Source organism: Polaromonas sp. P1_F6 (assembly GCF_056405695.1).
In genome coordinates this window covers 149,066-166,764 of sequence record NZ_JBFUBQ010000008.1, presented here as the reverse complement: position 1 = coordinate 166,764, position 17,699 = coordinate 149,066, and the positions used below count along the sequence as shown (strand labels likewise).

Annotated in this window: 15 protein-coding genes; 9 read left to right on the top strand and 6 right to left on the bottom strand. The window is 63.6% G+C overall.

Going from position 1 to position 17,699, the window contains the following annotated elements:
- Positions 1-139: 139 nt before the first annotated feature.
- Both AC1DY9_RS19930 and AC1DY9_RS19925 read left to right on the top strand, forming a co-directional pair.
- Positions 140-694, top strand: a complete 555-nt coding sequence (locus AC1DY9_RS19930; RefSeq protein ID WP_477667436.1) for a gluconokinase — start codon at positions 140-142, stop codon at positions 692-694.
- A 233-nt stretch (positions 695-927) separates the two neighbouring features.
- The gene (locus AC1DY9_RS19925) at positions 928-1,917 is read left to right on the top strand and encodes an MBL fold metallo-hydrolase (RefSeq protein WP_477667435.1); all 990 of its coding nucleotides are present in this window, start codon (positions 928-930) and stop codon (positions 1,915-1,917) included.
- A 12-nt stretch (positions 1,918-1,929) separates the two neighbouring features.
- Here AC1DY9_RS19925 and AC1DY9_RS19920 read toward each other — a convergent pair whose 3' ends face one another.
- Positions 1,930-2,337: a BLUF domain-containing protein gene (locus AC1DY9_RS19920; protein WP_477667434.1), complete on the bottom strand. Its 408-nt coding sequence runs from the start codon at positions 2,335-2,337 to the stop codon at positions 1,930-1,932.
- 78 nt (positions 2,338-2,415) lie between these two features.
- Here AC1DY9_RS19920 and AC1DY9_RS19915 point away from each other — a divergent pair, with 78 nt between their 5' ends.
- Positions 2,416-3,174 carry a Crp/Fnr family transcriptional regulator gene (locus AC1DY9_RS19915; protein WP_477667433.1) on the top strand — a complete coding sequence of 253 codons (759 nt, stop codon included), beginning with the start codon at positions 2,416-2,418 and terminating at the stop codon, positions 3,172-3,174.
- Positions 3,175-3,358: 184 nt separating this feature from the next.
- On the top strand, positions 3,359-3,676 hold the full coding sequence (locus AC1DY9_RS19910; RefSeq protein WP_477667432.1) for a hypothetical protein: 318 nt from the start codon (positions 3,359-3,361) through the stop codon (positions 3,674-3,676).
- A 28-nt stretch (positions 3,677-3,704) separates the two neighbouring features.
- Here the strand turns inward: AC1DY9_RS19910 and AC1DY9_RS19905 are convergent, their stop codons facing one another.
- The gene (locus AC1DY9_RS19905) at positions 3,705-4,646 is read right to left on the bottom strand and encodes a DUF6279 family lipoprotein (RefSeq protein WP_477667431.1); all 942 of its coding nucleotides are present in this window, start codon (positions 4,644-4,646) and stop codon (positions 3,705-3,707) included.
- Between AC1DY9_RS19905 and glmU the strand changes: the two genes are divergently transcribed.
- Positions 4,645-6,105 (top strand): bifunctional UDP-N-acetylglucosamine diphosphorylase/glucosamine-1-phosphate N-acetyltransferase GlmU, encoded by a 1,461-nt coding sequence (gene glmU / locus AC1DY9_RS19900; RefSeq protein WP_477667430.1) that lies wholly within the window; start codon positions 4,645-4,647, stop codon positions 6,103-6,105. The genes AC1DY9_RS19905 and glmU overlap by 2 nt on opposite strands.
- A gap of 686 nt (positions 6,106-6,791) precedes the next feature.
- Here the strand turns inward: glmU and AC1DY9_RS19895 are convergent.
- The gene (locus tag AC1DY9_RS19895; protein ID WP_477667429.1) at positions 6,792-7,751 is read right to left on the bottom strand and encodes a DMT family transporter; all 960 of its coding nucleotides are present in this window, start codon (positions 7,749-7,751) and stop codon (positions 6,792-6,794) included.
- A 140-nt stretch (positions 7,752-7,891) separates the two neighbouring features.
- Between AC1DY9_RS19895 and AC1DY9_RS19890 the strand changes: the two genes are divergently transcribed.
- From AC1DY9_RS19890 to AC1DY9_RS19880, 3 genes are all read left to right on the top strand, one after another.
- Positions 7,892-8,764 carry a LysR family transcriptional regulator gene (locus AC1DY9_RS19890; RefSeq protein ID WP_477667428.1) on the top strand — a complete coding sequence of 291 codons (873 nt, stop codon included), beginning with the start codon at positions 7,892-7,894 and terminating at the stop codon, positions 8,762-8,764.
- Positions 8,765-8,982: 218 nt separating this feature from the next.
- On the top strand, positions 8,983-11,976 hold the full coding sequence (locus AC1DY9_RS19885; protein ID WP_477667427.1) for a DUF2339 domain-containing protein: 2,994 nt from the start codon (positions 8,983-8,985) through the stop codon (positions 11,974-11,976).
- Positions 11,973-13,424 carry a DUF3999 domain-containing protein gene (locus AC1DY9_RS19880; RefSeq protein WP_477667426.1) on the top strand — a complete coding sequence of 484 codons (1,452 nt, stop codon included), beginning with the start codon at positions 11,973-11,975 and terminating at the stop codon, positions 13,422-13,424. The genes AC1DY9_RS19885 and AC1DY9_RS19880 overlap by 4 nt, the downstream gene beginning before the upstream one ends.
- Before the next feature lie 74 nt (positions 13,425-13,498).
- Here the strand turns inward: AC1DY9_RS19880 and AC1DY9_RS19875 are convergent, their stop codons facing one another.
- The gene (locus AC1DY9_RS19875) at positions 13,499-13,984 is read right to left on the bottom strand and encodes an Lrp/AsnC family transcriptional regulator (protein ID WP_457282490.1); all 486 of its coding nucleotides are present in this window, start codon (positions 13,982-13,984) and stop codon (positions 13,499-13,501) included.
- A 133-nt stretch (positions 13,985-14,117) separates the two neighbouring features.
- Here AC1DY9_RS19875 and glmS point away from each other — a divergent pair, with 133 nt between their 5' ends.
- A complete protein-coding gene (gene glmS, locus AC1DY9_RS19870; protein ID WP_477667425.1) occupies positions 14,118-15,968 on the top strand; it encodes a glutamine--fructose-6-phosphate transaminase (isomerizing) in 1,851 nt (616 codons plus the stop codon).
- A 69-nt stretch (positions 15,969-16,037) separates the two neighbouring features.
- On the opposite strand, the gene AC1DY9_RS19865 is transcribed toward glmS, so the two are convergent.
- Both AC1DY9_RS19865 and AC1DY9_RS19860 read right to left on the bottom strand, forming a co-directional pair.
- Positions 16,038-17,216, bottom strand: coding sequence for a M20 aminoacylase family protein (locus AC1DY9_RS19865; protein ID WP_477667424.1), 1,179 nt, complete (start codon positions 17,214-17,216; stop codon positions 16,038-16,040).
- Positions 17,210-17,581: a helix-turn-helix domain-containing protein gene (locus AC1DY9_RS19860; RefSeq protein ID WP_477667423.1), complete on the bottom strand. Its 372-nt coding sequence runs from the start codon at positions 17,579-17,581 to the stop codon at positions 17,210-17,212. The genes AC1DY9_RS19865 and AC1DY9_RS19860 overlap by 7 nt, the downstream gene beginning before the upstream one ends.
- Between the last annotated feature and the right edge of the window lie 118 nt (positions 17,582-17,699).

The following is a 17,699-nucleotide window of genomic DNA, read 5'->3' as shown; positions in this document are numbered from 1 at the left end:
GCAACCATACCAAACCCGGCGCAATTGTGTTGCGGCGGGCGCAGCGCGCATGGCTGTCGCTTATGTTCAAAAAAACCGATCCCTGGCAGATATCGCAGGCGCGACGCGCAAAGACGCGGTGGGCCGCGATAATTTGGGCATGGCCCCAGCTTCCCAGACCCATTCCTTCTCCGCGCCCGTTGTGCGCCACGCCGCGCCGGCAGTCCATGTGGTGGTCATGGGGGTGGCCGGCTGCGGCAAGTCGGCGGTCGGGCGTCTGATGGCCGACCAGCTCGTGTTGCCGCTGATCGAAGGGGATGATTTCCATCCCCCCGGCAACATCCAGAAGATGCAGCAAGGCATTCCCCTCACGGACGAGGACCGCGCTGACTGGCTGCGCCAGCTGGGTGTGGAACTGGCACGCCACCCGGCCGGTGTTGTGCTGACCTGCTCGGCCCTCAAGGCCGCCTACCGCGACAGCCTGCGCGGCGCCGTGCCCGGTCTGCAGTTTGTGCACCTGGCCATCAGCGAGGCCGAATCCCTGCGGCGCGTCTCCTCGCGGCCGGGCCACTTTTACCCACCCAGCCTGGTCGCCAGCCAGTTCGAGGCGCTGCAGGATCCTTCGGCCGAGCCGGGTGTGTTGACCCTGGCCGGGAATGCTTCCCTGGAAGCCCTGGCCGACAGCGCGGTTGCCTGGCTGGAAATTCGCGGGTAGAGCCCTGCCGCCAGGCCTCGCTCGCAGGCCCCGTTTTCTGGCATCAAATTGCCTCGCAGGTCAATCAGGACGAGCGCGATCAGCTATCAAATAAGTAGCAGTCTTGAAGATCGTTTTCGCCGGGCAGGGTATTGGTTTAACTATCCGTAACGCATTACGTTTAAGTAAAATGACCCAAAACTGGCGCCGGGTTCACTGAACCGCCGGCGCAGCGTCCCAAACACAGGAACCGCATGTCCAAAGCCTTCGCCTCGCAGTCCGATCTCACCGACAAGGTCATCACTTTTGAGCAGCTCAGCGCACATTGCTGGGCTTATACCGCCGAGGGTGACCCCAATTCCGGCGTGATCATTGGCGACAAATTCATCATGGTGAGCGACGCCACCGCCACCCCGGCCATGGCACAGGACCTGATCGCCCGCATCCGCACCGTGAGCGACAAGCCCATCAAATATGTGCTGCTGACTCACTATCACGCGGTCCGGGTGCTGGGCGCCAGCGCCTACCTTGCGGAAGGCGCCACGGAAGTCATCGCCAGCCGGGGCACGTACGAGCTCATCGTCGAGCGCGGCGCGCAGGACATGCAAAGCGAGATGGAACGCTTTCCGCGTCTCTTTCGCAACGCCGAAAGCGTGCCCGGCCTGACCTGGCCGACTTTGGTCATCGACGGCGGCAATCCGGTGAAAGGCGAGGTGCCCGGCAAGCTGGTGCTGGACCTGGGCGGGGTGAAAGTCCAGGTGTGGCACCCGGGCCCCGGCCACACGCGCGGCGACACGATTGCATGGGTCGAAGAAGAAAAAGTGCTGTTCTCAGGCGACCTGGTCGAGTACGAGGCCGGCGTCTACACCGGCGACGCCCAGCTGGAGGAATGGCCCGCCACACTGGAAGCCCTGCGCGCACTGAAAGCCGAAGCCATCGTGCCCGGCCGCGGCGAGGCCATGAAGGGCGCGGCCAACGTCAACAAGGCGTTGGACTATACGAAGCGCTGGGTCGAAACCCTGTACCAGGCGGGCAAAGAAGCCGCCGCCGCCGGCATGGACCTCAAAGCCGCCATGAACCACACCCGCAAAAGCATGGACCCGATCTTCGGCCATGTGTTCATTTACGAGCACTGCCTGCCGTTTGACGTGAGCCGGGCGTTTGACGAGGCCAGCGGCATCAAGAACCCGCGTATCTGGACAGCCCAACGCGACCAGGAAATGTGGCAGGCGCTGCAGGGCTGAAGCCCGGCGCGTTCAGGAATCCAGGTCCAGCCTGGAAAGCAATCCCACAAAGGCATCGAGCGCGGCCTGGTCGTCCAGGGTTTCCATGCGCTCCAGCACGTCCTCATCCTCGACCAGGCAGTAGCCCAGGCTGAAGCGCCGGAATCGCCGGGCGGCCAGTTCGCCATGGTGCAGAACCTGCATGTTGATGTGGCGGGTGTCCTGGCGGATGCGTTCCAGCAACGTCAGCACCTGCTTCTGGTCGCCCTCCAGTTGCTGGCAAAAGCGCATGCCGTCAAAAATCAGCAGCCCGGTGATGTCCCGCTCGGCGTTGGCCTGACGGGCCTTGACGGCAATGTTCGCCACGACACTGAGCGGCGCTTCGGGCGCCAGGGTACTGACATAAAGAACTTCATACGGCGTGGGGCTTGTTGGCGTCATGGCGGCTGAATGTAGCGGGCAGCCTGCCTTTTCACAATGTCAAAAGACACAGCCAAATGCGCCTAAGATGCTCCTTTTATGAACATTCCAGCGCCAACGTCATCGATTTGTCCACCTCACTGCAATGCCTGCGGGCTGCGCAGGACCGGGGCCTTCATGCCTGTCAGCGATGGGGAACTGGCGTTCATCGAAGCCTTTCGCACCGGCACCTCTGCAGTGCGGGCGGGCGGCACCATCCTGTATGAACAAAAGCCCAACGGCAAGCTCTTCACGCTGTATTCGGGATGGGCCTTCCGCTACAAAACCCTGAGCGACGGCCGCCGGCAAATCCTCAATTTCCTGTTGCCCGGCGACTTCATCGGCCTGCAGCAAAAGTTCGCGGACGGCGCCATGCACGGCATCGAGGCAGTGACGGATGTAAGCCTCTGTGTGTTTCCGCGGGACGGTCTGTGGGAACTGTTTCGCAACCACCCCAGCCTGGGCTACGACATCACGTGGATGGGCGCGCGAGAGGAAGGTATGGTCGATGACCATCTGCTGACGGCCGGCCGGCGCAATGCCACCGAACGCGTGGCGATGCTGTTGATGCACCTGTACCGCAGGCTGGAACGCGTGGGCATGGCTGAAAAAGGCTGGATAGGGTTTCCCATCAACCAGCAGCATATTGCCGACGCGCTGGGACTGTCGCTGGTGCACACCAACAAGACGCTCAGGCGTTTGCGCCAGCTGGGCCTGCATGAGATTGAAAATGGGCAGCTCCGGTTGCTCAATACCCGCGCGCTGGAGCGCATTGCCGACTATTACGACACGCCGCCTGCGCAGGTTCCATTGCTCTGATTTCATCTGATTCCAGCTTGGTTCAGGCGTGTAGGCGGTCGCTGACAACAAGGCCGTGGGGCGGATGACAAATGCGGCCCGCATCCGGCTTTAAGGTGACTCCCCTTGCCCGCGATTTGCCCCCCTTTTCCAGCGAAGGGAAGGCCGTGACGACGGCGCACCGACAACCACCCAGGAGACGTTCATGAACCACGCACAAGCACCCGGCGCACGCCTGCAGCAGCAACCGCGCCGTGTTTCGGACCGCCAGCAACAGCAAAGCAGCGGATCACGCGAGTTCCAGCCGCGGCAGTCCAGGCCGGGCGATGCCCCGGCCGGTCAGATGGGCGAAGGGAGCTATGAAGCCACCCGCGACTACCAGAAGAACATCAAGTCCTATCTCAAGGATGCAGATGTCGCTGCCGATGCGAAGGCGGCGAAACCCGATTCACCCCAGCAGGCGGCAGAACTGAAGAAAGCTGAACAGGAAGGTTTGTCCCATTCCAAAGCGCCCGGCAAATAAGCCGGGTTGCGCGGGGCAGGTTCCGGTGTCAGGACTTTTGGCTGTGCAGGGCTTTGAAATCCCGCTCATAGCGGTGAAGGTTTTCCACTGCTTTTAAGCGCTGGGCGGGCGTCGTGCTGTTGTGCAGTTCTGCAAAGCCCTGGCAAATGTCCTGGGTCAGGCGTTCGAGGTAGTCCCGATAAGCGATGTCTGGTGAGTTCAGCGTGCGTTCAAACAGTCCGTTCACGGCGGCCTGCGTTTTCTCGGGTGTGCTGTGGCCGTCAGCCAGCGGGCGCAGGGTTTGCAGGGCATCCTGCTGGCGCCGCAGCCTTTCCCGGTAGGACACGGCGGCGTCAAAGTGGGACGCATCGATCCGACGGCCAATGATGTCCAGCTGTTTTTCTTCCAGCCGCCCGTAAAGCATTTCGGCCCGATTCACCGCCTCTTTGTAGCGTTTTTTGCGGCTCGTTTTGGATGACTCCAGAAAGTCCTCGCGGTAGTCGGCATTGCCTTTTTCAAAACGCTGCTGCAGCTTCTTCATCTGGCTGACGTGGAGCGTGCCCGCCAGCTTCGTCATGAGGGGCTCAGCCTCGTTCGACACCACCAGCAGCTTTCGGCGGAGGTCGGTATACACCGCACAAGCCTTTGCCGTATCCATGTCCTGCGGCATCTGGTGCTGCAGTTTTTGCAGCGTGTCGATATAGCCCGGCAGCTGGGTTTGCCGGTGCCAGGCATGCAGCCTGTCCAGGTCGGCCCTGACCTGCACGCTTTGCGTGTCGGTGAAGTCAAAATGACCGTCCAGATGCCAATACACCAGCTCAGGCGCCTGGTTGTAGGCCAGTTTCATCATCACGTTGCAGCCGGGCAGCGCCGCACCCAGCAGCGCGGCGGCAAGCACACCGATAATCCGTAAGCTGCGTACCAGCCCTGCCCCGGCGGGGGTGGCACGCTTTTCAAATCCTGTCCTTCGAAAATCCAGAGGAAACTTCATGGCAACCCCAGTTGATGTCGTCATCATGGCCGCGGGCAAAGGCACGCGGATGAAAAGCAGCTTACCCAAGGTTTTGCACCGATTGGGCGGGAAGGCTTTGCTGCAGCATGTCATCGAATGCGCTGCGTCTTTGTCAGCGCGCAAGGCGGTCGTCATTACCGGCCACGGCGCGGAGGCTGTTGAGGCCGCCTGCCGGGGCTTTGCGCAGCAGGAAGTGGGCCCGGATTCGAAGGTCAGCCTGCAATTTGCGCGGCAGGAGCCACAGCTCGGCACGGGCCATGCGGTGCAGCAGGCAATTCCCCTGCTGGCAGACGATGGCGTCACCCTGGTGCTGTCGGGCGATGTGCCGCTGACCCAGGCCGCCACCCTGCAGGCCCTGCTGGCGCAGTGCGACGGCCAGCGGCTGGCGCTGCTCACGCTCAGCATGGCCGACCCCACGGGTTATGGCCGCATCGTGCGCGCGCAAGCGCACGCCTCCGAGCCCTTGCGGGCCGGCACCGAAGCCTCGGCCCAGGTACGCGCCATCGTCGAGCATAAAGATGCGACACCTGCCCAGCGCGAGATCCGTGAAATTTACAGCGGCATCATGGCCGTCCCCACGCGCCTGCTGCGTGCCTGGCTTTCCCGGCTGGACAATCAAAATGCCCAAGGCGAGTATTACCTCACCGACATCGTCAAGTTTGCGGTGGCGGACGGCGTGGCCGTGGTGGCGCAGCAGATCACCGACGCGGCCCAGGTGGCCGGCGTGAACAGCCCGGTGCAACTGGCCGAACTGGAACGCGTGTACCAAAGCCGCCTGGCCACGGCGCTGATGGAGCAAGGCGTGCGGCTGGCCGATCCCGCACGGCTCGATGTGCGCGGCACGCTTCGCTGCGGCCAGGATGTGGAAGTCGACGTGAACTGCGTGTTCGAAGGCCAGGTCACGCTGGGCGACGGAGTGCGCATAGGCGCCAACTGCGTGATTGCCAACTGCACCATTGCCGCCGGCGCCGTGATCCATCCCTTCACCCATATCGACGGCGAGAAGCTGGGTGTAGAGATTGGCGAGGGTGCACTGATCGGGCCCTTTGCCCGACTGCGGCCCGGCGCGCAGCTGGGCGCCGAGGTGCACATCGGCAATTTTGTGGAAGTCAAAAACGCCACCCTGGCCAAGGGCGCCAAAGCCAACCACCTGGCTTACCTGGGCGACGCGACGGTGGGCGAGCGCGTGAATTACGGCGCCGGCAGCATCACCGCCAACTACGACGGCGCCAACAAGCACCGCACGGTCATTGAAGCCGACGTGCACATCGGCAGCAACTGCGTCCTGGTGGCACCGGTCACCATAGGCGCGGGCGGCACGGTGGGCGGAGGGTCGACCATCACCAAAAGTACGCCACCGGATTCGTTGAGTGTGGCGCGGGGCAAGCAGGTCAGTTTGCCTAACTGGAAGAGGCCGGTGAAGGTGGTTAAGGGGTAGGTCTTTACCTATCCTGGCAGAGCCTGTCTTGGCCGTTCTTGCTCAGGGTTGGGCGCTTTCGTCTGAGTGTTGCTGGCCGGGGGTTGCCCGGCATGCAACTCACTTTCTTTTGCTTCGCCAAAAGAAAGTAAGCAAAGAAAAGGCGACCCTGGTTCCTGCGTCCCTCCGCTTTCGCTACGGGCAACCTGCGGTGCTCGGTCCAGCCGGGGTCAAAAACAACTCGCTTCGCTCAAACAAGTTTTTGCCCTGATCCGTCTGGACCTGCGCTCCTCGGCGCATCCACAAGGGGTGGGGGAAGGAATGCCGAACAGCCAACAACCGAATACCAGAACCCGAACACCTGAAGAAACAAGGACACGCCATGGCGTGTCCTTGTTGGTATTGGAGTTGGTATTTGTCTTTGTCTTCGGTCCCCGCTCCCGATTGCCCCTTCTGTATGCGCCGAGGAGCGCAGGTTCAGGCGGATCAGGGATCGCGATTGTCTGAGCGAAGCGAGTTCGAGCGAGACCCCGCCTGAACCGAGCACCGCAGGTTGCCCCGTAGCGAAGCAAAGGGGACGCAAACAGCAAGGTCGCCTTTTCTTTGCTTACTTTCTTTTGGCGAAGCAAAAGAAAGTGAGTTGCATGCCGGGCAACCCCCGGCCAGCTACCCTCAGCAAAAAGCGCGGCCATCAAATCAACACAAACTCACCCCTTCACCCGATTCACCAAAAACACCCCAAAAATCGCCAACGCCCCACCCGCCAGCAAACTGACACTCAAGGGTTCCCCCAGAATCAGCCAACCGAGCAGCACGCCAAACACCGGCACCAGGTTGTTGAACACCACGGTGCGTGCCGCGCCCAGTTGGCGTATGCCTTCGTAGTACCAGACAAAAGCCACCGCGGTGCCGAGCACGCCGAGAAACGCCAGGCCGGCCCACACCTCAGGGGTGAATGATTCGGCATGTACGCTGGCGATGTCGCGCAGGGCCAGCAGGCCCAGGAACAGCGTGCCCCAGATGGCGGCCCAGAGCGTGGCCAGCACGGGTGACAGGCCCTGCAACAGCTTGCGTCCCAGCAGCGTGTACACCGCCCAGGCGCACACCGCGCCAAACATCGACAGCTCACCTTTGCCGAGCGACTGCGCGATTTGCGAAAGGTCGCCGCGTGTGACGACGATCCACACGCCCAGCAAGGCCAGGGCCACGCCCAGCCAGCGCACTGGCGAAAGCCGGTCGCCCAGGAATGCGGCGGCCAGCAGCAGTGTGACCACCGGGTTCAGGGCAATGATGAGCGAGGTGCGGCCTGCCGGCAGCACGGAAAGCGCCGTGAAGAACAGCAGGTTGTAAATAAAGATACCGGTGGCGCCCAGCGCCATCGTGCCCAGCAGCTGGCGGCGCGACAGTGTCGTGAGTGCGCGCAGGCCTTCGGTGAAATTCAGCGCCACCAGCAGGGCCAGCGTGGCAAACACAAAGCGTATGAAACCCGCCGTGGCGGGCGGCAGGTGGGCTGAGATGACGCGCCCGGCAATGAAGGTGCCGCCCCAGAGAAATGGCACGCAGGTCAGGCGCAGGTACAGGCCCAGAAGGCTTTTACCAGCCGGCGGAGTCGTGGGCACAATGCCGGGCAAGGGCGCTGCGGTGGAAGATGTGGCTGTGGCTGTCATGCGGTTTTTATTGGAAAAAAGACTGGCATCGGTTAGATTGATGCATGAGATTAACTGCTATTTAGTTCACCATCAAATGAGTGTTTACTCATCATTGCCCATGCACCGCTTTACCGTTTTACCGCTTTTCCAAGCCGGCCATGACACTCGCCCAACTTGAAGTCCTGATCACCCTCGATGAATGCCGCAGCTTTTCACGCGCGGCCATGCGGCTGGGCACGACGCAATCGGCCGTCAGCCATGCGCTGCGCGCGCTCGAAACGCAGTTCGGCGTCAAGCTCGCACAGCGCGACGCGTCCGGCGTGGCCATGACGGATGCCGGTGAGCGCCTGCTGTTGCGCGCCCGCGAAATGACCGCCCTGGCCGCCACCATGACGCAGGAGCTCGGCGACGCCCGTGAGCTGAAAACCGGCACGCTGCGCATCGGCTCGTTTGGGCCCACATCCACCGTCAACCTGCTGCCGCCATTGCTGGCTGCCTTTAAAAAGCGCCATCCGGGCGCGCAGGTGCGCATTGAAGAGGAAAGCGACGAAGTGGTGGACGACTGGCTGCTGCAAAAGCGGGTGGAGCTTGGATTTGTCGTCGTGCCCGACGAGCGCTTTGAGGTGCTGCCGCTGGTGCAGGACGAGTTTGTCGCCATCCTGCCGGCCAAACACCCACTGGCCAGACACAAGGCCGTGCCGGTTACCGCTCTGACGGGGCTGGACTTTGTGCTGACGGAGGCCGGCTGCGGGCCGGTCATTGTGCCCATCCTGCAGAAAAACATCGCGCTGCCCAAGGTGCTGTATCACTTCACGCAGATCATTTCCATCCTGCAATTTGTGCAACAGGGTTTGGCGGTATCGGTAGCTGCCCGCCTCGCGCTGCCCGACGCACCCAGGGGCGTGGTGTACCGGCCCCTGTCACCGCCGCAGCCGCGCACGGTCGGCCTGGCCTGCCTGGATGTGGCCAAACTCTCGCCGCTGGCACGCGCCTTCTGGAACACCGCCCGTGAAGGGGCCAGGGTGCACTGAGTCAGTTTGCTACTTATTTGATAGCTGCTTGCGCTTGTCCTGATTGGATTTCAGCCGGTTTCTTTCTAAATCAATGAGGGTTGCATAGGGGCTTTTCTGCCGGCTTGCCCGGCACCGCGCCGCCGGTGCTCACGAGTGGGCCCATCAAGTACCATCAGCCCATTCCGCAGGCTGGCGCGCGACATCGCAGCACGGAAAACAACAGGGAGGCCGGGGTCATGATTATCTGGAGCATTGTTTGGGGTGCCGTGCTGGGCTGGTTCTGGCCGGGCTATGGCGATTTCGGTGTTTTTCTGGGGGGCTTCCTCGGTTTGTTCGCCGGCCTCTCCTTGCGTTGGGCCGTGCGAGCCGAAGTCGAGGCTGCACACAAAAAGCATGCGCCGCAGGTGAGGGCGGCGACCGCATCGGCACAGCATCCGCCTGCCATGCCGCGCGGCAGCATCCAGGCCACGGAGGATGACGGCGGTTTCAGGGAGTTTGAAAACGCCGCTCCTTCGCCCGTTGCCCAGCTTCCTGCACGTGCACCTGCTGCGCCGCAAACCATGGCGCCAGCGGCCGCCAGCGCTCTCAGTGCCGTCAGCAATGAAGAGGCATCCCTGCAAGAAGACCTGGCCCCGAACGGCCTGCCGCGCGGTCAGGCCGCCCCCGCCAGCCGGCCGACATACACACCGGCCCAGCCCAATGCCATCGAGCTGGCCCTGATTGCCGGCAAAAACTGGTTCCTGGGCGGCAACACCATCGTGCGGGTCGGGCTGGTCATTTTGTTTATTGGCCTGTCGTTCCTGGCGCGCTACGCGGCATCGGCCGGGCTCTTCCCGGTGGAGTTTCGCCTGACGGCCATCGCTGCCGCGGCGATCGCGCTGCTGGCCGTGGGTTTTCGCAAGCGCACGGAAAAGCCCGGCTTTGCACTCGCTCTGCAGGGCGCCGGCGTGGCGGTGATGTACCTCACGGTGTTTGCGGCCTTCCGCATGTACGGCCTGCTGGAGCCACTGCCTGCCTTTGGTTTGATGATTGTGGTGTGCGCGCTGAGCTGTGCGCTGGCATTGCTGCAAAACTCGCGTGCGCTGGCGGTGGCGGCCTTCGCCGGCGGTTTTGCCGTGCCGATTCTGCTGTCGACAGGGCAGGGCAGCCATGTGGGTCTCTTCAGCTATTACTCAGTGCTGAACCTGGCCATCCTGTTCATTGCCTGGAAGCGCTCATGGCGCATCCTGAACGTGGTGGGCTTTATCGCCACCTTCGGCGTGGCCACTGCCTGGGGCGTGCTCAAGTACACGCCAGAGCATTACGCCAGCACCCAGCCCTTCCTTATCGGCTTTGTACTGATCTATCTTTTCGCCGCCATCCTCTATGCGCGCAACACGCCCACGAAGCTCGGCAACGCCGTCGACACCATGCTGGTGTTCGGCACGCCGCTGGTGGGTTTCGGCCTTCAGGCCGGGCTGGTGCGCACCATGGAACTGGGCACGGCCTTTTCGGCGCTGGGCTTTGCCGCGCTGTACCTGGTGACGGCGATGGTGCTGGTGGGCCGGGCGCTGTCCAGCTACCGCCTGCTGATTGAATGCTTTATTGCAGTGGGTGTGGGTTTTGCCACGCTGGCGGTGCCGCTGGCGCTTGATGCAAAGTGGACCTCGGCTGTCTGGGCGCTCGAAGGCGCGGGCGCGTTCTGGGTCGGCATGCGGCAGGCGCGCTGGATGCCGCGCGCTTTCGGCTTGCTGCTGCAGGGCGTGGCCGCCATGGCGTTTTTGGGTGGGCTTGATGACGCAGGCGCGTTGGGCAACCCCGTATCGGCCATTCCGTTCGGCAACCCGGCCTTTATCGGCGCCATGCTGATCGCGCTGCCGGCGCTGCAGCTGGCCTGGTGGCTGCGCCGGCCCCTGCCGCACAGCGAGTCTTCGTGGGCCAAGGCCTATGCCGGTGTGGAGTCGCAGCTCAGTGTTCCTGTTTACCTCTACGGTTTTTTCTTTTGGTGCCTGGCCTGGTTGCTGGAAATCAACCGCCGTGTGCCGGCGCTGGAGGCCGATGCCTTTCCCCGGCAGGCCTTTAGCGACCGCACCACCGGCCTGCTGATGATGCTGGCAGTGGTGGCCAGCGCGGCCTTGTCGATGGTGCTGGGCCTGAAGAAGCAATGGGCGGTGGCGACCTGGCCCGCGCGCATCACCGTGGGTGTGCTGGCGCTGGGTTATGTGGCGCAGGCCGGTCAAGGCTACCGCGTGCTCGCTACGCCGGCGTGGGCCGTGTGGCCGGCGGTGCTGGTGCTGCATTACTGGATGCTGCGGCAGACGGACCGCCAGGCGTTGGCGCAGGCTACGTCCACTGGCGCCTCTCAGTCGCCCTATGGTTTCCTGCACGCCGCAAGCGCATGGCTGGTGACCTTCCTCCTTGCAGACTGCCTGTGGTCGGGTATCGGCAAGGCCGAGCTTTGGCGCACTTCGTGGGCCGGCGTGGTCCTGCTGGTCAGCGCCATCGCGGTGCTGATGCTGCTGGCGGTCTGGGCGGGGCGGGCCAACAGCGCGGCCCTGCGACAGGGCGCGAAGTGGCCTCTCAATCCGCATGCCCAGGCTTACTACTGGTATGCAGCCTTGCCGCTGGCGGTGCTGGTGTTCTGGGGGGCTCTCGCTGCCGCCGTCACTTCCTCGGGCCGTACCGCGCCCCTGCCTTACATCCCGCTGCTCAACCCGACCGACCTGACGCTCGCGCTTGCGCTGGGCAGCCTGGTGTTCTGGCGCCGCGTGCTGGTGACGGCCGCGCCGCCGCCGGGCAATGCGGGGTGGGTCACCGGCCGCAATGCGCTGGTGGCTTTGGCCTTGCTGGTGTTTGTCGCCGTCAATACCGTGTGGCTGCGCATCGCCCACCATTTCTTCGGCGTGCGCTGGGATGCCGACGCGCTGTTCGGCAGCTTCGTGGTGCAAACCGGTTACGCCATTTTGTGGACGCTGCTGGCCCTGAGCCTGATGGTGCTGGCGCACCGGCGCGTGCAGCGGCCGCTGTGGCTGGTGGGCGCAGGCCTGCTGGGCCTGGTGGTCGTCAAGCTGCTGTTGATTGACCTGTCGAACGCCGGCGGTGCGGAGCGCATCATCGCGTTCATCGTGGTGGGTGTGCTGATGCTGGTGGTGGGCTACTTTGCGCCGCTGCCGCCCAAGGCCGCTGTTGCTGCCACTTCGGAAGATCTCTTGCCCGCGGGTGCGGGTGACCTGAAAGAAGCCCAGTCATGAAAATCAACCAACGCTTTTTAACGCTGGCGCTGTCCGCCGGACTCGCAACCCCGCTGCTGGTGCAGGCCGCCGACGCCGCGGATGCCGGCAGCGCCAAATCGTATGCCGTTCGCATACCCGTCACGCTGGCGCCCGACGCGCCGCTGCAGCGGCTGCTGGTGCCTGCCGAGGCCCTGGTGCGGCTGCAAAGTGCCGGTTATGGCGACCTGCGCCTCTTCAACGCGGCGGGTCAGCCGGTGCCCATGGCGCTGGCCAATGTTGCCGCGGAAACGGCGACGCAGGAGCAGCAGGTCAAGCTCACGGCGTACCCCATTCTGGGTGCCGCAGGCGCTGCCGGCCTGGAAGGCCTGTCGCTGCGCATTGAAGAGCGGCAGGGCCGGCGCGTGGTGCAGCTCAACACGGGCAGCGGCGCAAACACCGCGGGTGCAGCTTCATCGCAAAAAGTGCTGGGCGCGCTGCTCGACACACGCAGCGTCAATGCGCCTGCCGCCCGCATGACGCTGGACGCCGACCTGCCGGTCGGCCAGCCCGTCAGCTTTAATGTGCAGGCCAGCAAGGACCTGAAGAACTGGCGGCCCCTGGCCGACACCGTGCTGTACCGCGCCGATGCTTCTGCCAAAGCCGCGAGCCTGGGCGACAACAGCCTTGCGCTTTCCATGGCGGATTTGAAAGACCAGTACCTGCGCATCACCTGGGGCGACGCCGCCGTCACCCTGCGCGGCGCCACGCTGGTCACGTCCCGCAGCACGGCCCTGCGCCAGCGTTTGGGCGCCACCATGACCACGCCGGTGCTGACGAATCCCCATGAGCTGACTTTTGCGTTGCCCTTTGCCACGCCTGTTGCCGCTTTAAAGATCACGCCGCAAGGCAGCAATGTGCTGGTGCCCATCCGCGTGCTGGGCCGTAATGACCGCAACCAGCCCTGGGCTTTGCTGGCCAGCGCCGTGGTCTACCGGATGACAACCGCAGGTAAAGAGCAAACCAGCGGGCCGGTCGAATTGCAGGGCTCATCAGTGCGCGAAATGAAGATCGAAGCCGACCTCAAAACGCCGGGGTTTGCCGCCGCGCCTGAAATCGTCCTGCAGTTTGAACCGGCGCAACTCATCTTTCTGGCCAGCGGGCAGGGCCCTTTCACCCTGGCTGCGGGCCTGGCCAGCGCAACGGGCGCAGCAGGCGCTTTTCTGCCCATGGCCAGCCTGATTCCTGGCTATAAGGCGCAACAGGAAAACGCCTTGCCTGTCGCCCAGGCCGACGTGTCCAAAGCAGACGTCACCGGTGGCAGTGCCGGTGCGGCCGGCCCGCTGGTGGCGGCGCAGCCCCCCAGCCAGGGCATGCCCACACGCAGCCTGGTGTTGTGGGGCGTCTTGCTGGCGGGCGCGCTGGCGCTGGGGCTGATGGCGTGGGTGCTGCTCAGGCAAACCCGGCAAGGCCCCGGACCGGCCCCATAAGGTCTTGCGGCGGGTGGTGGGTGCTGACGGAGTCGCTGATGTGCTATTGTTTTGATAGCTGCTCGCGCTGATTCTTATTGGGTCAGAAGCACTTTTGGTTCAAATTTTGCGCGTTTGGTGCTGAAAAAAGCCTTCACGTTGCGCACATTCGCGTCGCTGGTGAAAAGCCGTTGCGCCAGCGCCAGGTAGCGCGGCATGTCGGCCACATGCACCACCAGCATGAAGTCCGGCCCCGGTGAGACGCGGTAGCACTGCTGCACTGCTTCGTCCTGCACCACCCGCGCCTCAAACGCCTCCTGCTGCTCGGTGCCTTGACGATCCAGCGTGATTTCGACCAGGGCCGTCAGCCCGTGGCCGGTGAGGGCGGCCAGTTTGTCGGGGCTGAGCAGCGCGATTTCACGTTCCACCAGCCCGGCATCGCGCAGGCGTTTCACGCGGCGCAAGCAGGTCGGCGGCGAGATATGGACGCGTTCGGCCAGCGCCTGATTGCTCAGCGATGCATCGGTTTGCAGGCTGTTCAGTAGCTTTACGTCGATGTCATCAACGAGTATTTGTTCCATTAATGTAATATAAATGAAATTTAATTCTATTCATTGTAATGAATGAAATTTAATTTCATTGAAATGAAAAAATAGATCACATTGGAAAACTGTAAGTACGTAGCATCACCGCATTGATCTTCAGGAGACCTTCATGTGCGGCATTGTTGCTTCCGTTTCGACCCGAAATATCGTTCCCATCCTGGTGCAGGGTTTGCAGCGCCTCGAATACCGCGGTTATGACTCCTGCGGCGTCGCCGTGTACGCCGGCGGCCTGAAGCGCGCTCGCAGCACCTCGCGTGTGGCCGAACTGCAGGAGCAGGTGAGCGCTGACAAACTCGAAGGTGGCACCGGCATTGCGCACACCCGCTGGGCCACCCACGGCGCGCCCGCAGTGCACAACGCCCACCCCCATTTCAGCCACGGCAGCGGCGCGGGCGCCACGGCGCGCGCAGGCAAGGTCGCGTTGGTGCACAACGGCATCATCGAAAACTACGAAGAGCTGCGCACCGGCCTCAAGGCCAAGGGCTATGTCTTCGACAGCCAGACCGACACCGAAGTCATCGTGCATTTGATGGACAGCCTGTACGACGGCGATTTGTTCGAAGCCCTCAAGGCCACCGTCGCGCAACTGCACGGCGCGTATGCGATTGCGGCCTTCTGCAAGGACGAGCCGCACCGCGTCGTCGGCGCGCGCGCCGGCTCGCCGCTGATCCTGGGCGTGGGCAAGGACAAGACCGAAAACTTCCTGGCCAGCGACGCCATGGCCCTGGCCGGCGTGACGGACCAGATCGTCTACCTCGAAGAAGGCGACATGGTCGACATCCAGCTCGGCAAATACTGGGTGCTCAACAAAGAAGGCAAGGCGGTCCAGCGCGAAGTCAAAACCGTGCACGCCCACAGCGGTGCCGCAGAGCTGGGCCCGTATCGCCACTACATGCAAAAAGAAATTTTTGAGCAGCCGCGCGCCATTGCCGACACGCTCGAAGGTGTGGAAGGCATCGTGCCTGAGCTGTTCGGCGACGAGGCTTACCGCGTGTTCAAGGACATCGACTCGGTGCTCATCCTGGCGTGCGGCACCAGCTACTACAGCGGCTGTGCGGCCAAGTACTGGCTCGAGTCGATAGCCGGCATCCCCACACAAGTCGAAGTGGCCAGCGAATACCGCTACCGCACATCGGTACCCAACCCGAAATCACTCGTCGTCACCATCACCCAGAGCGGCGAAACAGCCGACACGCTGGCCGCACTGCGCCACGCGCAAAGCCTGGGCATGACGCAAACCCTCACCATCTGCAATGTGTCAACGTCCGCCATGGTGCGCGAGTGCAAGCTCGCCTACATCACCCGTGCGGGTGTGGAAATTGGAGTGGCTTCCACCAAGGCCTTCACCACGCAACTGGCAGGTCTCTTCCTGCTCACGCTGGCCCTGGCCCAAAGCAAAGGCAAGCTCAGCGACGAAGAAGAGGCCGGCCACCTCAAAGCCATGCGCCACCTGCCCGCCGCCCTGCAGGCCGTGCTGGCGCTGGAGCCGCAAGTCATCAGCTGGGCCGAAGACTTCGCCAAGATGGAAAACGCGCTCTTCCTCGGCCGCGGGCTGCATTACCCCATCGCACTTGAAGGCGCACTCAAGCTCAAGGAAATCAGCTACATCCACGCCGAGGCCTACCCCGCAGGTGAACTCAAACACGGCCCCCTGGCGTTGGTCACCAGCGAAATGCCAGTCGTCTGCGTCGCGCCCAACGACACGCTGCTCGAAAAACTCAAAAGCAACATGCAGGAAGTCCGCGCCCGCGGCGGCGTTCTCTATGTATTGGCAGACGCAGACAGCCACATCGAGAGCGGCGAAGGCCTGCACGTCATCCGCATGCCCGAACACTACGGCGCGTTGAGCCCACTGCTGCACGTGGTGCCGCTGCAGCTGCTGGCGTATCACACGGCTGTGGCGCGCGGGACGGATGTTGATAAACCTCGAAATCTTGCAAAGAGCGTGACCGTCGAATGACAGTCACAGTGCTTGTGAGCGCTAATCGCCATTACATTGGGTCAAGTAGCAACGCAACTCAACACCGAGTCAGCCTGCGAGCACGAGGCTCGCCACCTGAACAAACCAGCTGACGCCCAATGGCAATACCTCGTCGTTGAAGTCGTAGCTGGGATGGTGCAATGAGGGGGTGTCTTCGCGCCCTGGGCCGGCGCCCTGGCCCAGCCACAGGTAGGCGCCGGGCCTGGCTTTCAGCATGAATGCGAAATCCTCTGACGTGAACGCCGCCGAGGGCGCCACCGAAGCCCGCAGGCCCGCGGCTTCTGCGGCGCGCAGGGCCAGCGATGCCTCTTGCGGCGTGTTGATGGTGGCCGGGTAGTAGCGCACGTACTCCACTTCGATCGTGGTGCCCGTGGCCTGGGCCACGCCCTGCGCGATCTGCCGGATGGCCGCTTCGATGGTGTCCTGGACGCCGGCGTCGAAGCTGCGCACCGTACCCGTCAGCTCGACCGCGGAGGGCAGCACGTTGTGCGACTGGCCGCCGCTGATGCGCGTGACCGAGAGCACCGCATTCTCGGTGGGCGGAATGCGGCGCGACGTGATGGTGTGCAGCTGGCTGACCAGCTCGCTCGCGGCAAGCACCGCGTCGGGCGTGCGATGCGGCTGGGCCGCGTGGCCGCCCCGGCCCCGTACCACGATGTCAAAGCGATCCGCCGCCGCCATGATGGCGCCCTGCCGCGTCTGGGCGGTGCCGGCGGGCAGCTCCGGCCAGTTGTGCAGGGCGTAGACCGTGTCGCAGGGGAAGCGCTCAAAAAGCCCTTCCTGGACCATCACGCGTGCGCCGCCCCGGCCTTCTTCGGCGGGCTGGAAGATGAAGTTGACGGTGCCGTCGAAGCGGCGCGTGCGAGCCAGCTGGCGTGCCGCGCCCAGCAGCATGGCGGTGTGCCCGTCGTGCCCGCAGCCGTGGTGCACGCCGGGGAACCGGCTGACGTAGGGCCGTTCGCCTTGTTCAAGAATGGGCAGCGCGTCCATGTCGGCACGCAGTCCCACGCTGCGCTGTCCGCTGCCGGAGCGGAGCACACCGACGACACCCGTGCCGCCGATACCTTCATGCACCTCCAGCCCCAGGTCGAGCAAGGCCTTGGCGACGATGCCGGCCGTGCGGTGTTCCTTGAAGGCAAGCTCGGGGTGCGCATGCAGGTCGCGCCGCAGCAAGACCAGGTCGGGCACCAGGTCCGCGATTTCCTGCGTCATGGTGGGGCTCAGCATGCCGTTCGCGGCTGGCCGGCGGTCGTCAGGTACTGCCCCGGTGTCATGCCGAACACGTTCTTGAAATGCCGCGAGAGATGGCTTTGGTCATAAAAGCCCGCCTCGCTGGCCGCACTGGCGACCGGCATCCCCTGCCGGATCAGGGCTTGGGCGCGTGCCAGGCGGAGCCGGCAGATGTAGCGATGCGGCGAAACCCCCACCTGCTGGCGAAACACGGTGGCGAAACGCCAGATGCTGAGCCCGGCGAGATCGGCCAGTTCCGACAACGACAGCGCCTGATTGAGGTTCTCGTTGATGTGCCGCTGCACACGCTGGATCGCTGCGGCCGAGCGGGCAGGCGCCGGAATGCGGGGAGGAGGGTTCATGCTGTTAGCGTAGGCCAGCCCCGCCGGAGATGGCACCGCATACGGGCGCCGGGGCAGCAGCAAATGTTGAATCGGGTCGGGCTGCAGCAAAAGCTGCGGCCCTTAGACCGTGAACACG

Coding starts and splice junctions, on each gene's coding strand:
- glmS (WP_477667425.1), top strand. CDS start 14,118: ATGTGCGGCATTGTTGCTTCCGTTTCGACCCGAAATATCGTTCCCATC.
- AC1DY9_RS19905 (WP_477667431.1), bottom strand. CDS start 4,646: ATGAAGTTTCCTCTGGATTTTCGAAGGACAGGATTTGAAAAGCGTGCC.
- AC1DY9_RS19930 (WP_477667436.1), top strand. CDS start 140: ATGGCCCCAGCTTCCCAGACCCATTCCTTCTCCGCGCCCGTTGTGCGC.
- AC1DY9_RS19920 (WP_477667434.1), bottom strand. CDS start 2,337: ATGACGCCAACAAGCCCCACGCCGTATGAAGTTCTTTATGTCAGTACC.
- glmU (WP_477667430.1), top strand. CDS start 4,645: ATGGCAACCCCAGTTGATGTCGTCATCATGGCCGCGGGCAAAGGCACG.
- AC1DY9_RS19895 (WP_477667429.1), bottom strand. CDS start 7,751: ATGACAGCCACAGCCACATCTTCCACCGCAGCGCCCTTGCCCGGCATT.
- AC1DY9_RS19910 (WP_477667432.1), top strand. CDS start 3,359: ATGAACCACGCACAAGCACCCGGCGCACGCCTGCAGCAGCAACCGCGC.
- AC1DY9_RS19865 (WP_477667424.1), bottom strand. CDS start 17,216: ATGCTGAGCCCCACCATGACGCAGGAAATCGCGGACCTGGTGCCCGAC.
- AC1DY9_RS19860 (WP_477667423.1), bottom strand. CDS start 17,581: ATGAACCCTCCTCCCCGCATTCCGGCGCCTGCCCGCTCGGCCGCAGCG.
- AC1DY9_RS19925 (WP_477667435.1), top strand. CDS start 928: ATGTCCAAAGCCTTCGCCTCGCAGTCCGATCTCACCGACAAGGTCATC.
- AC1DY9_RS19915 (WP_477667433.1), top strand. CDS start 2,416: ATGAACATTCCAGCGCCAACGTCATCGATTTGTCCACCTCACTGCAAT.
- AC1DY9_RS19885 (WP_477667427.1), top strand. CDS start 8,983: ATGATTATCTGGAGCATTGTTTGGGGTGCCGTGCTGGGCTGGTTCTGG.
- AC1DY9_RS19890 (WP_477667428.1), top strand. CDS start 7,892: ATGACACTCGCCCAACTTGAAGTCCTGATCACCCTCGATGAATGCCGC.
- AC1DY9_RS19880 (WP_477667426.1), top strand. CDS start 11,973: ATGAAAATCAACCAACGCTTTTTAACGCTGGCGCTGTCCGCCGGACTC.
- AC1DY9_RS19875 (WP_457282490.1), bottom strand. CDS start 13,984: ATGGAACAAATACTCGTTGATGACATCGACGTAAAGCTACTGAACAGC.